Source organism: Cupriavidus sp. WS (assembly GCF_000395345.1).
In the GTDB taxonomy this organism is placed as follows: domain Bacteria; phylum Pseudomonadota; class Gammaproteobacteria; order Burkholderiales; family Burkholderiaceae; genus Cupriavidus; species Cupriavidus basilensis_B.
Window position 1 is genome coordinate 1 of record NZ_AQPL01000072.1, and the last position, 14,790, is coordinate 14,790.

Here is a 14,790-nt window from a genome sequence, read left to right on the forward strand (position 1 = left end):
TGCTGGCCATCGACGCCATCCTGGCCGACGGCAGCCAGTGCCATTTCGGCTCGCTCGCGCATGCGGCCGAAGGCGGCCGCGTGGCGGGCATCCTGGCGGACCTGCGCCGCATCGCCACGCGCGAGCGCGGCGAGATCGCCGAGCGCATGCCCAAGGTGCTGCGCCGCGTGGCGGGCTACAACATCGACCTGTTCGATTGCCAGAACCCGCGCGCCTACACCGACGACGGCCACGCCAACCTGTCGCACATCCTGGTCGGCTCCGAGGGCACGCTGGCCTACAGCCGCCAGCTGACGCTCAAGCTGTCGCCGCTGCCGGCGCACAAGGTGCTGGGCGTGGTGAACTTCCCCACGTTCTACCAGGCGATGGACATGACCCGGCACATCGTCAAGCTCGGGCCGGTGGCGGTGGAACTGGTCGACCGCACCATGATCGACCTGTCGATGGAGAATCCCGCCTTCCGCCCCGTCATCGAGCGGGCGCTGAGCGGCGACCCGCAGGCCATCCTGCTGGTCGAGTTCGCCGGCGAGGAACACGCCGCGCTGCTGGCCCGGCTCGACGCGCTGGCCGAGCTGATGGGCGACCTGGGCTTGCCCGGCGCGGTGGTGAAGATGCCGGAAGCGGGCGCGCAGAAGGCGCTGTGGGACGTGCGCAAGGCGGGCCTGAACATCATGATGAGCATGAAGGGCGACGGCAAGCCGGTCTCCTTCATCGAGGATTGCGCGGTGCCGCTGGAACACCTGGCCGAATACACCCGCCGGCTCACCGAGGTGTTCCACAAGCACGAGACCGAAGGCACCTGGTATGCCCACGCCAGCGTGGGCACGCTGCACGTGCGGCCCATCCTGGACATGCGCCGCGACGGCGCGGTGCGCATGCGCGAGATCGCCGAGGAAGCCGCGGCGCTGGTGCGCGAGTACAAGGGCGCGTACTCCGGCGAGCACGGCGACGGCCTGTGCCGCGGCGAATGGGTGGCGTGGCAGTACGGCCCGCGCATCAACGCCGCGTTCGGCGAGATCAAGGCGCTATTCGACCCGGACAACCGCTTCAACCCGGACAAGATCGTGCGCCCGCCGCGCATGGACGCGCGCGAGAACTTCCGCTTCGCGCCCGGCTACGCGGCGCTGCCGCTCACGCCCGCGCTCGACTGGTCGGCATGGAACGTCACGCGCGACCCGCTCACCGGCGCCGAGAGCGCGCCCGGCACCGGCACCGACCGCGCCGGCGGGCTGGCGGCCGCGGTGGAGATGTGCAACAACAACGGCCATTGCCGCAAGTTCGACGCGGGCACCATGTGCCCGAGCTACCGCGTCACGCGCGACGAGCAGCACGTCACGCGCGGGCGCGCCAACACGCTGCGGCTGGCGGTCTCCGGCCAGCTCGGCGACGACGGCCTGGCCAGCGCCGAGGTCAAGGAAGCGCTGGACCTGTGCGTGTCGTGCAAGGGCTGCAAGCGCGACTGCCCGACCGGCATCGACATGGCGCGCTTCAAGATCGAAGCGCGCCAGGCGTGGTCGCGGCGGCACGGCACCAGCCTGCGCGAGCGCATGGTGGCGTACATGCCGCGCTACGCGCCGCTGGCCAGCCGGCTGGCGCCGCTGCTCGCGCTGGCCGATGGCATTCCCGGCATCTCCGGCCTGGTCAAGCGCGCGCTCGGCTTTGCGCCGCAGCGCTCGCTGCCGCGCTTGCGGACTTCGTTCCTGTCGACGGCGCGGACGACGAGCACCGGGGGCAAGGACGCGCCCGCGCGCGAAGTCCTGCTGTTCGTCGACACCTTCAACAACTACATGGAGCCGGACAACGCGCGCGCGGCGCAGCAGGTGCTGGAAGCCGCGGGCTACACCGTGCATTTCAACGTCCGCGCGGGCGAGCGTCCGCTGTGCTGCGGCCGCACCTTCCTCGCCGCCGGGCTGGTGGACGAGGCCAAGGCGGAAGCGCGGCGCCTGCTGGACACGCTCAAGCCCTACGTGGAGCGCGGCGTGCCGGTGGTCGGGCTGGAGCCGTCCTGCCTGCTGTCGCTGCGCGACGAGTTCCTCGGCTACGGTTATGGCGAGGAAGCCGCGAAGCTGGCGTCGCAAGCCTTCCTGTTCGAGGAATTCCTCGTGCGCGAGCACCGCGCGGGGCGGCTCGCGCTCGACCTCGGCGCGCTGCCGGCCAGCGAGGCGGTGGTGCACGGCCACTGCCACCAGAAAGCGTTCGATGCCTTCACGCCGGTGCAGACCGTGCTCGGCTGGATTCCCGGCCTCAAGGTGTCGCCGGTCGAATCGTCATGCTGCGGCATGGCGGGCAGCTTCGGCTACGAGGCCGAGCATTACGACGCCTCCACGGCGATGGCCGAACTCTCGCTGCTGCCCGCGGTGCGCAAGCGCGCGGCGGACGCGCTGGTGGTGGCCGACGGCACCAGTTGCCGCCACCAGATCCACGACGGCGCGCAGGCCGAGGCGCTGCACGTGGCGCGGGTGCTGGCGATGGCGCTGAGGCAGAGCTGAGGCGCGAGACGGGGGCGCGCCCCCGGGGCAAATTTGTCCCAGCGACCGGCAGACCGTTCATCCACAGGTGCAGGCGGCGGTGACGCGGTGCTCGCGCCATGCCTACCATTGCTCGCGCCTGGAGACGACAGGCTTGGGCTGCTTGGACTGTTCAGGCGCGCTGTCCGAATCCTGCCTGGCCGGTTTGCGTTTCGCGGCGGCCGGGCGTTTCGCGGAGGCGGATGCGCCGGCCTCGGGTTGCTTGCGGATGGCCGTGGGCGCTGCGTACCGGGCGGCGGCCTCCTGCACGTGCCTGGCCGCAGGGGGGGAGGACTGGTCGCCGGAAAACCAGGTATTGGTCGGGCTTTGCCGTTGGGTTGTCGCGTCTTCCGCCCCGAGCGTCATCTGGACGCCGAGCACAGACAGCACGCGCAGAAAGCGCGCGAGACTGACTACCTGCGGATTTGCCTCGAGGCGCGCATAGGTCTGCTGCGTGATGCCGAGCCGAGCCGCCAGCTCGGTCTGCGTCATGCCGGCCGCGCGGCGGAAGGCCTTGAGCGTGGGTGCCAGCTGGTCGACGGTCTGGATCGGGTAATTCACTGTGGTCTTCCGGTGCGTGCCTTGAATACAGAGTATAGGCTGTTTTTCAAAAATACAGCGTATGAAGTGTATTTCTTGAAAAGAACATTATATAAGCTGTAATCAAGAGATACAGCTTAAAGGTTGTAACGCTTGGCCGTGCCACCTGCCGGCAGGTTGGCAGGTTTCGCGCATCGTTGCATTTCCGGACCGGCTCCGAGGTCTGCCCCACCGGGTTTGACGCGCTCGCGCCGCTACCCGCATGGCGAGACCGCTGCGCGTTTCCGTCGGTGCCGGCTGAGGCTCGGCCAGGCGCGCGCCGCCCGGCGATTCTTGCGCCGCGGTCAAGTCTCTTCTGCGCGGCGGCGGGTGTTTCCCGCCGCGGCTTGCCCGGATACTCCTGCCATGTGCAAAAGCCGGGGCTTGCCCGGCATGAGGAGTTTCCCATGCAGATCTTCATCACCGGCGCCGCCGGCTTCATCGGCGGTTCGGTCGCGGCGCGGCTGCTGGCCGACGGCCACACCGTGCGCGGTCTCGTGCGCAACCCGGCCCAGGCCGACGCGCTGGCCCGCCTCGGCATCGTGCCGGTGGCCGGCACGCTCGACGACGCGGCCCTGCTGACGCGCGAGGCCGCGCAGGCCGACGCCGTCATCAACACCGCCAGCAGCGACCACCGCGGCGCCGTGGAGGCGCTGCTGGCCGGCCTGCGCGGCAGCGGCAAGCCCTTCCTGCACACCAGCGGCTCCAGCGTGATCGGCGACGACGTGGGCGGCGACGTGCTGTCCGCGCGCATCTTCGACGAAGACACGCCGCTGGTGGTGGAAGCGGACAAGCAGGCGCGCCACGCCATCGACGAGATGGTGCTGGCCGCGGCCGCCGACGGCGTGCGCGGCATCGTGCTGTGCAACAGCATGATCTACGGCGCTGGCGCCGGGCTGCACGCCGACAGCGTGCAGATCCCGCCGCTGGTGGCGCAGGCCCGCGAGAGCGGGGTGGTGCGCATCGTCGGCAGCGGCGTGAACCGCTGGTCCAACGTGCACATCGCCGACGTGGTGGCGCTCTACGCGCTGGCGCTGGAGCACGCGCCGGCCGGCGCCTTCTACTTCGTCGAGAACGGCGAGGCGTCCTACGCCGAGATCGGCGCCGCCATCGCGCGCCGCCTCGGGCTCGGCCCGGCGCAGTCCTGGACCGTGGCGCAGGCCGCGCCGGTGTGGGGCGAGGGCGCCGCGCGCTATTCCTTCGGCTCCAACAGCCGCGTGCGCGCCCGCCGCGCGCGCACCGAGCTCGGCTGGCGGCCCGCGCACGACTCCGTCACCGGCTGGATCGAACACGACATGCCGGTGGACTGAGCCAGCGCACTTGCCCGCCACCCCCCGATCTCCGGCCGGGCCGCCGTCAGCCCCGGCCGCCACTTACCTGACAAAGGAACGAACATGAGCATTCCCGCACTCGGCCTCGGCACTTTCCGCCTGCAAGGCCAGGCCGCCATCGACTCCGTGCGCAACGGCCTCGAGGTTGGCTACCGCGCCATCGACACCGCGCAGATCTACGGCAACGAAGCCGAAGTCGGCACGGCCATCGCCGCCAGCGGCGTGGCCCGCGCCGACCTGTTCCTCACCACCAAGATCTGGATCGAGAACCTCTCGCGCGGCAAGCTGGTGCCCAGCCTCAAGGACAGCCTCGCCAAGCTGCGCACCGACCACGTCGACCTGACCCTGATCCACTGGCCCTCGCCCGGCGGCGCGGTGCCGGTGGCCGAGTTCATGGGCGCGCTGGCCGAGGCCCGCGAGCAGGGCCTCACGCGGCAGATCGGCGTGTCCAACTTCACCATCGCGCTGATGCGCGAGGCCATCGACGCCGTTGGCGCCGGCGCGATCGCCACCAACCAGATCGAGCTGCATCCGTTCCTGCAGAACCGCAAGGTGGCCGAGTTCGCCCGCAGCCAGGGCATCCACGTCACGTCCTACATGACGCTCGGCTACGGCAGCGTGCTGCAGGACCCGGTGATCGGGCAGATCGCCGCGCGCCTGTCCGCCACGCCCGCACAGGTGGTGCTGGCCTGGGCCATGCAGCTCGGTTATGCGGTGATTCCGTCGTCCACCAGGCGCGCCAACCTCGAAAGCAACCTCGGCGCGCTGGCCGTGCGGCTGAACGATGCGGACATGGCCGCCATCGCCGCGCTGGATCGCGGCGGGCGCTTGACCAGTCCGGAGGGGCTGGCGCCGGTCTGGGATTGAGGGGAGCAACCCGTTGGCAAGTCGGGGGGTGCATGCAGCCTGAAGCCCGGTCGGATGACCGGGTTTTTTTCATGGTTGCGAGAAAGTGTAGTAATCCGTTTGTTTAAGTCCGTTCCTATAGACGCCATGTCTGTGATTCCGATAATGAGGTCTTCACGTCATGGATCGGGAGGAGCTTCGCATGATGAAAGGAATTGCGCGCAAGGGGGATGAGACAACGCATGGAGGAAAAGTACTGGAAGGAATACCGGATTTCCTTATCGATGGAATTCCTGCTGCGGGTGTCGGGCATATGGTGTGGTGCCCAAGGTGCAAGGGCGTGTTTCCCATTGTCGAGGGCGATTCCAGTTTCACCGCATATGGATTCTCTATCGCACTGCATGGGATGCGTACCGCCTGCGGGGCGACGCTGATTTCATCCGTCGGTGGATTTGCTGACGTTGAGCATCCACGTGGCGGTGCCGGATTCGCAAGTGCGTATGGATCACCGAATTACGCCTCGGCATCAGTTGCGGCAGACAGCTTCGATGACCACTATATCTTGCTGGACAGTGACAGCGGCACGCCGTTACAGAACACCGAGTACGCGATAGTTCGCGATGGCGGGGCGGCGGAGTTCGGCATTACCGATGGGCAGGGGCGAACGCATCTACTAACGTCGCAGGCGCAAGCGGAGGACGTGACGATTTATGTGGAGGGTTGAGATATGACTGACAGACTTGTTTCTCCTTCTACGGGTAAGACTCTTATACCTCTGGCGAAGCGAACAACGACGCCGACGCCGGCTGATGCTCCAAAGCCGGTACATGTCGCGCGAGAGTTCATCGAGGTTGTCGTGTTTGATGGTCGTCTGGCCAGCCGGGGTTCGCAGTTCGGGCATGCGGCTGTGGAAATTGACGGAACGGTGTACAGCCGCGCCCCGTCGACCTACTTCAAGGGGTCATACACCAAGTACCTCAGAAGCAACACGGCGCTCGTCGTCGAGGGTGCGGAGGGCTCGCGCCCAGGAATGTTCCGGGATGCTGTCGGCCTGAAAATGTGGGTCTCGCCGCGAGAAAAGAAGCTGATTCGCGATGAACTCGAACGTCGTGTGGCAGCCGATTCGAAGTACAGTCTATTTGGAAACTCGTGCAGTAGTAACGTCGCTGACGTTCTGGAGTTGGCGGGGATCATGGCGCATGATCCCCGCGGCTTTCAAGCGCCGGTTACGCCGGCCGAGCTGCTGGCTGTATTGGAAAAGTCAAACCGCCTAGTTCAACGGCGGTTCTATGGGAAGGGCTATGAAGGTGGAGCGTCGGGAAACTGGTAGGCGGAAGCGATGGGTCGTCTTCTGTCTTGTTGTCGCTCTGGCCGGTGCGCTGTATTTGCTGTCAAACGGGTATCGGATTTTCCTCGGTGACAGTCAAGCGACGAAACGTGTCGTGCTGTACCGCGACTGGGAAGGCATGCTGGACCCGCGAGGCGAAGTGGTGGGCGAGGTGGCGCTTGGTGACAGATGTCGGCTCGTCCAGGTCGGCACGAAAACCATAGCGAATTTCCGTGTCAAATGCGGAAACCTTGATGGGTGGACGGCGGATGGGAATGCCTTCGATCCGCCGCTGAGGCTTGAACCTTGGTGAGGGCTGATCGCTGGCACTTCGTCTCACCATCTTCGTGCGCATGTATTCCGGTATCCACTCCATCCCGTCGTCGTCCATATGTTCCTATTCTTGGGGTGCAGGTCGGATAGGCAGCGTGACGTTTGCCAGCGGACTGAAGCCCGGCCGGATGACCGGGTTTCTTGTTGCCGCGAAAAGCCCTGACTGCCGGATGGCCGGCCGAACCGCGTCCGATCCGCCGCCGACGTCCGGTACGTGACGATGGCCGGGGGCTCAGAAGTCCGTCACCACCGTCTTCGTATTGGTGTACTCCAGCAGTCCTTCCATGCCATTCTCCCTGCCGAAGGCCGATTGCTTGTAGCCGCCGAAGACATAGTCTGGCGACAGCACATGGATCGTGTTGATCCAGACGGTGCCCGCTTCCAGGCGCGTCGCAATCTTGCTCGCCGTCGCGGGGTCGGCGCACCAGACCGATGCGCCCAGCCCGTAGTCGGAGTCGTTGGCGCGCCGCACGACTTCGTCGATGCTGGCAAACCGGAGGATGGGCAGCACCGGGCCGAACGCTTCTTCGACGACGACGCGGGCATCGTCGGCCGGGTTGCCGATGATCGTCACCGGCACGAAATAGCCCGGCCCTGCGGGGATGTCTCCGCCGAGCAGGAAGGTGTCGCCGCGCGCCTTCGACGATGCGATCAGTTCGACCAGGCGATCGTATTGCCGCCGGTTCTGCACCGGGCCGAGCTGTACGCCGGGGTCCAGGCCGTTGCCGGCTCTCACGGTCCTGGCGAAGGCGACGAAGGCGGCGATGAAGCGGTCGTAGATGCGCTCGTGCACGTACAGCCGCTTGATGGCCAGGCAGAACTGCGCGTTGTTCGCGAACGCGCCCCAGAACAGTTTCGGCACCACGGCATCGATGTCGACGTCGTCCATGACGATGGCCGCATCGTTGCCGCCCATCTCCAGCGTCACGCGCTTCATGGTATCGGCAGCGGCGCGCAGGATGGCCTTGCCCGTCTGCGTGGAGCCGGTGAATGCGATCTTGTCGATGCCGGCGTGCGCGGTCATCCAGGGGCCGAGCTCGTCGCCGCCGCTGACCACGTTGAGAACGCCGGGCGGCAATATGCCGCGGGCCAGCTCTCCGAACTTCAGCATGGTCAGCGGCGTGAACGGCGATGGCTTCAGGACCATCGTGTTGCCGGTGAGCAGCGCCGGCGCGATCTTCCAGACCGCCAGCGTCATCGGGAAATTCCACGGCGCGATGGCGCCGACCACGCCGAGCGGCTCGCGGCGGACTTCGACGCGCCGCTGCGCGGTGTCGAGCAGCACCTCGGCTGCGGGCGACATGCGCGCGACAGCCTCCAGCCACGCCTGGACGCTGCGCACCTCGTAGCAGGACCCGCGCGCGGCATGGAGCGGCTTGCCTTGCTCCAGCGTGAGCAGGCGGGCGAAGTCGTCTTCGCGGGCCTTGACCCTGGCCGCCAGTTGCCTGAGCAGGCATTGGCGCTCTTGCAGGGAAACCGCGCTCCAGTCCGCGCAGGCGCCGCGTGCCGCGGCGACCGCGCAGTCGAGATGTGCCCGCGTGGCGCGCGGCGCATCGCCGACGCGCTGCCAGGTCGCCGGGTCGATGACGGGCAGGGTATCGGCGGCCAGGACCGGCGCGCCGCCGATGGTCATGCTGAAGTGCGCGAACAGGTTCATGGGTGGTTGCCCGGCTCCAGCGAGCGGCCGGGGCCGTCCGCGAGGATGGCGCCACGCCCGCGCGGCGCGGCCAGCGTGGCGAAGATGGTCGCGCCGCCGGCCAGCAGCACCGCCGCCACGGCGTACAACCCGCCGCTGAAGCTGCCGGTGGTGGTCCGCAGCGTGCCGATCACGATCGGGCTGATGAAGCCGCCGATCAGCCCTACCGAGCTGATGAGCGCGATGCCGGACGCGGCCTTCGCTTCGTCGAGATGATGGGTGGCGGCTGCCCAGAAGGTGGGGAAGCCGGCAAAGATGCCGACCGACGCGACCGACATGGCCGCGACCGCCAGCGCCAGGCTGTCCGTGTTCCAGCCCAGCACCGCGATGCCGGCGCCGCCGGCGAGGACCGACAGCGTGCAATGCCAGCGCCGCTCGCCGGTGCGGTCCGAGCGGCGGCCGATCCAGACCATGCCGATGCCGCCGAGCGCATAGGGGATGGCCGTGAGCAGGCCGAGCTGCTGCGGCGTGCCGGCGGGGAACACGGTCTTGAGCAAGGCCGGAATCCAGCTCGCGGTAGTGACCACGCCGCAGACCAGCGCGAAGTAGACGAACAGCAGCGGATAGAGCTTTGCGTCCTTGAGCAGCGCGGCCAGTGTCTCGTTGAAGCCGGACCTGCTTCCGGCCCGCCCGGTCTCCACCGCCCGCCTGACGATGCGCTTCTCCTCGGCCGTCAGCCATTTGGCATCGTCGGGCCGGTCCACCAGGAACAGCATCACGACCACCGCCATGACGATGGACGGCAGGCCTTCGATGAGGAACATCCACTGCCAGGACTTCCATCCGTTGAGCCCCGCCATGTTCTGCATGATCCAGCCCGACAGCGGCCCGCCGATGAAGCCCGCGAACGCGATCGGCGTCATGAACAGCGCGACGATCCTGGCGCGGCGCCCGGCGGGATACCAGTAGGTCAGGTAGAGAATCACGCCCGGAAAGAAGCCGGCTTCCGCCACGCCCAGCAGGAACCGCATGACGTAGAACTGCATCGGCGTCTGCACGAACATCATGCACGAGGAGATCGTGCCCCACAGCAGCGCGATGCGGGCCAGCGTCTTCCTGGCGCCGATGCGCTCGAGCACATAGTTGCTTGGCACCTCGAACAGCAGGTAGCCGATGAACAGGATGCCGCTGCCGAAGCCGTACACGGCGGCGGAAAAACCGAGGTCCTCGCTCATGGCGGTCTGCGCGAAGCCGATGTTGATGCGGTCGAGATACGCCGTGAGATAGCACAGCAGCAGGATGGGAAGCAGCCTGGCGGTGATTTTCCGGTAGGTGGCGTCCTCGGCCGAGCGCTGCTGCGTCTGTTCGGGGGCAGTCATATCCATTGAACCCGTCTCCTTGTGTGGTTGGACGCGGCGGTGCGGTGGCCGCCGCGGTTGGATGCCGGCCAGGCCGGATGCCTGGCCTAGGGGCGCAGTACGATCCGTCCGACGACGTTCCCGGCTTCCAGGTCGTCGAGCGCGTCGTTGGCTTCGTGAAGGTGCCGGCAGGTGGTTGGCATCGGCGCCATCTCCATGCTGCGCACCAGCGCGACGAGGTCGCGCAGCTCCTGCAAGGTGCCGACATAACAGCCTTCGAGGGAAAGCGCGCGCAGCGGCAGCAGTGGCAAGGACAGGGTCAGTTCGCCGCCGGCCAGGCCTGCCAGCAGCAGCTTGCCGCCCCTGGCCAGCAGGTCGAGGGCAAGCGCGGTGCTCCGGGCCGAGCCGACCAGGTCGACGACGGCCAGGATCGGCCCGCCGGCGGCTGCGCGGATGCGCTCGGCCACGCCGGCCTGCGCCGGGTCGAAGCAGGCGCGCGCGCCGGCCAGCGCGGCGGCCTGGCGCCGGTCCGCGTTGATGTCGACGGCGATGGTGCCCGCGCCGCCCATTGCCCGGGCCAGGCGCACGCACATCAGGCCGAGGCCGCCGGCGCCGATCACGACCAGCGAGGTCGCGCCCAGCGTTTGCGCGTCGAGCTTCCGCAGCGCGCTGTAGGTCGTCAGCCCGGAACACGCGAGCGGCGCGGCCGACTCGGGGGTCAGCCCGGCGATGTCGACGAGGAAGCGCGAGGCGGGCACGATCACATGGTCGCTGTAGCCGCCGGGGCGGAAGACGCCCAGCGAACGCGGCTGGGCGCACATGTTGTCGCGGCCGTCCTGGCACGGTGCGCAGGTCCCGCAGCCGATCCACGGATAGACCAGATATGGCTTGCCGAGCATGGCCGGGTCCACGTGCTCCCCCGCCGCCACGGCTTCGCCCACGATTTCGTGGCCGGGCGTGAGCGGCAGGCGGATGCCGCGATCCGCCATGCGCAGGGCCTTGCCGCCGCCGAGGTCGTATGCGCCCGAACGGGTATGGACGTCGGTATGGCATACGCCCGCCGCCGAGATCCTGAGCAGGATCTCGTCGCCGGTGGGGACCGGAGTGGGCCGTTCATGGCGGACGAGCGCCTCGCCAAAGGTAACGATGTCGTAGCTGATCATGTCGCGGGCAGCATGAGGCCGCCGGTGGCTCGCGTGCAGCGCGCCGCCGGGGGCGGGTGGATTCGACGGGTTTGTGGCCGGCCGGGGCATGCGGCGCGGCAGGGGGCCGGGTCGGCGGTGTCTGGCGAAAGTGGTCGCCTTATGCGTGCCGGTTGACTAACAAGTTATACCCAAGGTTTTCTATGGTCAATGATATTCACCGTAGGGAAATACCATGAATTTGTTGTTCACCGATTAAATGAATTGCCGACTAATTTTTCATGATTTTTCAAAGGCTTTGTTTGCTGTAAATAATAGGAATTTGTTTGTGTAGAGTGACCGGCTATCGGGCCATTCGAGCCTTGACCGGAGAACGCAATGGAAGCAGGCAAAGACGTTGGCGCGGTAATACAGGCGGCATCGATCCTGCGGGTGTTGTCGGATACGCGGCAGCCGCTGGGCGTGACCGCCATCGCGCGCATCGCCGCGCTGAATCCGTCGACCGCGCTGAATATCCTGAGGACCCTGGTGAAAGAGCGGCTGGTTGCCTTCGAGCCGGCCACCAAGACCTATGGCCTCGATCTCGGCCTGCTGGAACTGGCGCGGGTCATGCTGGGGAAGACGGAGGTGGAATTGTTGCGCCCGGGACTGCAGCGCATCGCGAACCAGTTCGAGGCCACCGTCAGCGTATGGCGGGTGGTGGATTCGCAGCGCGCTCCACCGCGGGATTCAAGGCGAGATTCGCCGCGCTTCCTGCTGCTCGATCGATTGAAGCCGGAGCTCGGCGTGCATATCGAGTTCCGCAGCGCGATGCGGATTCCGCTGTACGCCGGCGCGATCGGGCGCGCGGCCGCGGCTGCCGGCCAGGTGTCCCCCGAACGGTTGCGGGAAGCCTTCGCGGGCATCCGCTGGAATACGCCGATGCCATTCGAGCGCTATCTCGCGGAGATCGACGAAGCGCGGCAGCGTGGTTACGCGGTGGATGCCGGCGTGCTGATCAAGAGCGTGGTCTCGGTCGCCGCGGCGATAGCGGATGCGCACGGCCGGCCCGCGCTGGCGGTCAGTACCCACACGTTCAGCGGGCAGCTTGCCGACGACGCCTTGCACGAACTCGGGCGCTGCATCGGCGCGGCTTGCGCGCAGGCGCAGGCTGCGCTGTTCGGTCAGGCGGGGGCGCGGACCGGGTGACGAGCGGTCCGCGCGCCGCGGCTACGCCACCACGCGCATCTCATGGGTCACGGTCTCCGCGATGCATGCTGGAGCCTGAGCCGCCACCGCCTCCACATGAAAATGCGGCAGCACATGCGCCGCGATTTCCTCCATCGCTTCGCCGACCGGCCGCTGGCTGCGGCGGAAGTGCAGGGCGATGTGCGCGGCGCCGGCCGCGCGCATGGCGCGCAGTTCTTCGATCAGCCCGTTGCGGCCGACCGCCGCGCCAAAGCGGTGGCGGCGGATCGGCGCGTCGGGGTCGGCCAGCAGGTCGAGGTGGATGAAGCTGATGTAGGGCTTGGCGCCGGCGGCGCCGCGCCACATGGCGCTGCGGCGCGCGTGGTCCTCGGGCGTGCCGGGGTAGGCCAGCCAGCCGTCCATGTGCTCGCCGGCCCAGGCGGGCGCTTGCTGGGCCAGCCCGGCCACCAGCAGCGGCAGCGGCTGCTCCGGGCGCGGCAGCATGCGCACGCCTTCGGGCAGGCGCGACGCGCCGGCGTCGCGCAGCAGCGCCACGTGCTCGCGGAAGGTTTCGCCGCGGCGCGCGAAGTCGCGGCCGAAGACCGGGTATTCGACCGGGCGGTCGCCGCTGGCCACGCCGAGCAGCAGCCTGCCGTTGCTGAGCCGGTTCACCGTGGCGGCGGACTTGAGCGTCAGCAGCGGCTCGCGCAGCGGCAGCACCACGGCGGCGGTGCCGAGCAGGATGCGCCCGGTCACGCCGGCGAGGTAGCCGAGGTAGCTGAAGGTCTCGAACACCTGCGCGGCGTCGCCGAACTGCGGGTCGTAGAGCGGCACGTCGCGCACCCACAGCGCGCGGAAGCCGAGCCGGTCGGCCAGCCGGGCCAGTTCGCCGTGGCGAGCCATGTCGGGCTCGCCGGGCAGGCGGCCGGATGCGCGCCGGGCGGCTTCGCCGGCGGGCGACCAGTCGTTGTCCAGCGGCAGTTCCACGCCGACGCTGAAGCCGCCGGCGGTCAGTTTGTCCAGTGCGCCGGGCATGGCGGTCTCCTTGGCGGCGGGATCAGGCGGCATCGGCCTGCGCGCCGGTGTTGCCGGCGTGCCGCGGATAGTCCGTGTAGCCGGCCTCGGCGCCGCCGAAGTATCTGGCGCGGTCGCCGGTGTTGAGCGGCAGGTCGTGGCGCAGGCGATACGGCAGGTCCGGGTTGGCGATGAACGGGCGGCCGAAGCCGATCAGGTCGGCCCAGCCCCGGGCGAGCGCTTCCTCGGCGCGCGGCTTGGTGTAGTTGCCGGAGTAGATCAGCGTGCCGGGGTAGACCGCGCGCAGCGCTTCCTTGAAGGCGGCGGGCATCACGGGCGCGTCTTCCCAGTCGGCCTCGGCGATGTGGATGTAGCCCACGCCGATCTGGCCGAGCGCGTGCGCGGCGGCGAGGTAGGTGGCTTCGGGCGTGTCGTCGACCGCGCCCTGCAGCGTGGTCAGCGGCGCCAGGCGCACGCCGATGCGGTCCTTGCCGACCACGTCGGTCACGGCCTGCGCCACTTCCTTGAGGAAGCGCAGGCGGTTGGCCAGCGAGCCGCCGTAGGCGTCGGTGCGGGCGTTGGCCTGCGAGTCGATGAACTGGTTGATGAGGTAGCCGTTGGCGCCGTGCAGCTCCACGCCGTCGAAGCCGGCTTCCAGCGCATTGCGCGCGGCGCGGGCGTAGTCGGCCACGATGCCGGGGATCTCGTCGATCGACAGCGCGCGCGGCGCGGAGTGCTGGACCATCTCGCCCACGCCGCCCTGCGGGCCCTGGCCGCTGGCGTCGACGAACACCTTCACGCCCTCGGCGACCAGCGCCGACGACGATACCGGCGCGGCGTTGCCCGGCTGCAGCGAGGTGTGCGAGACGCGGCCCACGTGCCACAGCTGCGCGAAGATCCGGCCGCCGGCGGCGTGCACCGCGTCGGTGATCTTGCGCCAGCCGCGCACCTGCTCCCCGGTGTAGATGCCGGGCGTCCAGGCGTAGCCCTGCCCCTGCCGGCTGATCTGCGTGCCTTCGGAGATGATCAGGCCGGCGCTGGCGCGCTGGGCGTAGTACTCGGCCATCAGGTCGGTGGCGATGTCGCCGGCGGCGGCGCGCGAACGGGTCATCGGGGGCATCACGATGCGGTTCTGCGTGGTGATGTCGCCAAGGGTGTAGGGGGTGAACAGCATGGTTGCCTCGCTTCGGATGGGTGGATGAAGCGATTGTCGGGGCGGCCGGCTCCGGCAAAAACCCCGTGGCAGGCAAATGATTCTTGCCGCGCGATCAAGGAAGGCGCGCCCGCGCGGGTGCGGCGGCAGGCACAGAGGCCGCCCGCGCGTCATGCTTAATTTGCATGAGCCGCCGCCGCGGCTTGTGGAAGAATGCCGCATTCCCTTCCACCGCTGCCCCGAGACCCCTGCCAACCATGAACGAAGACATCGTCTACCTCAACGGCGAACTCACGCCCCTGTCCGAAGCCCGCGTCCCCGTGCTGGACCGCGGCTTCATCTTCGGCGACGGCGTGTACGAAGTCGTGCCCATCTACGGCGGCCGGCCGTTCCGCCT

13 protein-coding genes and 1 pseudogene are annotated in these 14,790 nt (G+C 68.3%); 7 read left to right on the forward strand and 7 right to left on the reverse strand.

Annotated features, from left to right (window positions below; translation table 11 throughout):
- Positions 1-2,489: FAD-binding and (Fe-S)-binding domain-containing protein (locus K206_RS0107280; protein WP_020201754.1), on the forward strand; the 2,489-nt coding region annotated here is incomplete at its 5' end.
- 102 nt (positions 2,490-2,591) lie between these two features.
- Here K206_RS0107280 and K206_RS42690 read toward each other — a convergent pair.
- Positions 2,592-3,068, reverse strand: coding sequence for a helix-turn-helix transcriptional regulator (locus K206_RS42690; RefSeq protein WP_020201755.1), 477 nt, complete (start codon positions 3,066-3,068; stop codon positions 2,592-2,594).
- 425 nt (positions 3,069-3,493) lie between these two features.
- On the opposite strand from K206_RS42690, the gene K206_RS0107290 reads away from it, so the two are divergent.
- The 4 genes from K206_RS0107290 to K206_RS41465 all read left to right on the forward strand — a co-directional run bounded on the left by K206_RS0107290 (position 3,494) and on the right by K206_RS41465 (position 6,593).
- Complete coding sequence (locus tag K206_RS0107290; protein ID WP_020201756.1) at positions 3,494-4,396, forward strand: NAD-dependent epimerase/dehydratase family protein; 903 nt, start codon at positions 3,494-3,496, stop codon at positions 4,394-4,396.
- 84 nt (positions 4,397-4,480) lie between these two features.
- Entirely contained in the window at positions 4,481-5,284 is an 804-nt protein-coding gene (dkgB, locus tag K206_RS0107295) for a 2,5-didehydrogluconate reductase DkgB (RefSeq protein ID WP_020201757.1), read from the forward strand.
- Positions 5,285-5,465: 181 nt separating this feature from the next.
- Entirely contained in the window at positions 5,466-5,987 is a 522-nt protein-coding gene (locus K206_RS42695; protein WP_196812851.1) for a PAAR domain-containing protein, read from the forward strand.
- A 3-nt stretch (positions 5,988-5,990) separates the two neighbouring features.
- Positions 5,991-6,593, forward strand: coding sequence for a hypothetical protein (locus K206_RS41465; protein ID WP_081651344.1), 603 nt, complete (start codon positions 5,991-5,993; stop codon positions 6,591-6,593).
- A gap of 61 nt (positions 6,594-6,654) precedes the next feature.
- Here the strand turns inward: K206_RS41465 and K206_RS0107305 are convergent, their stop codons facing one another.
- The 4 genes from K206_RS0107305 to K206_RS0107320 form a co-directional block, all read right to left on the reverse strand.
- Positions 6,655-6,981 carry a hypothetical protein gene (locus K206_RS0107305; protein ID WP_020201759.1) on the reverse strand — a complete coding sequence of 109 codons (327 nt, stop codon included), beginning with the start codon at positions 6,979-6,981 and terminating at the stop codon, positions 6,655-6,657.
- A 174-nt stretch (positions 6,982-7,155) separates the two neighbouring features.
- On the reverse strand, positions 7,156-8,580 hold the full coding sequence (locus K206_RS0107310) for an aldehyde dehydrogenase family protein (RefSeq protein WP_020201760.1): 1,425 nt from the start codon (positions 8,578-8,580) through the stop codon (positions 7,156-7,158).
- A complete protein-coding gene (locus tag K206_RS0107315) occupies positions 8,577-9,944 on the reverse strand; it encodes an MFS transporter (RefSeq protein ID WP_020201761.1) in 1,368 nt (455 codons plus the stop codon). The genes K206_RS0107310 and K206_RS0107315 overlap by 4 nt, the downstream gene beginning before the upstream one ends.
- Before the next feature lie 80 nt (positions 9,945-10,024).
- Positions 10,025-11,080, reverse strand: a complete 1,056-nt coding sequence (locus K206_RS0107320) for an alcohol dehydrogenase (protein WP_020201762.1) — start codon at positions 11,078-11,080, stop codon at positions 10,025-10,027.
- A gap of 357 nt (positions 11,081-11,437) precedes the next feature.
- On the opposite strand from K206_RS0107320, the gene K206_RS37710 reads away from it, so the two are divergent.
- Positions 11,438-12,247, forward strand: coding sequence for an IclR family transcriptional regulator (locus K206_RS37710; protein ID WP_020423704.1), 810 nt, complete (start codon positions 11,438-11,440; stop codon positions 12,245-12,247).
- 21 nt (positions 12,248-12,268) lie between these two features.
- Here the strand turns inward: K206_RS37710 and K206_RS37715 are convergent, their stop codons facing one another.
- A complete protein-coding gene (locus tag K206_RS37715) occupies positions 12,269-13,261 on the reverse strand; it encodes a TIGR03571 family LLM class oxidoreductase (RefSeq protein ID WP_081651345.1) in 993 nt (330 codons plus the stop codon).
- Positions 13,262-13,283: 22 nt separating this feature from the next.
- Positions 13,284-14,414, reverse strand: coding sequence for an alkene reductase (locus K206_RS0107335; RefSeq protein ID WP_020201765.1), 1,131 nt, complete (start codon positions 14,412-14,414; stop codon positions 13,284-13,286).
- Positions 14,415-14,650: 236 nt separating this feature from the next.
- Here K206_RS0107335 and K206_RS42700 point away from each other — a divergent pair.
- Positions 14,651-14,790: pseudogene (locus tag K206_RS42700) on the forward strand (D-amino acid aminotransferase); the annotation flags it as partial.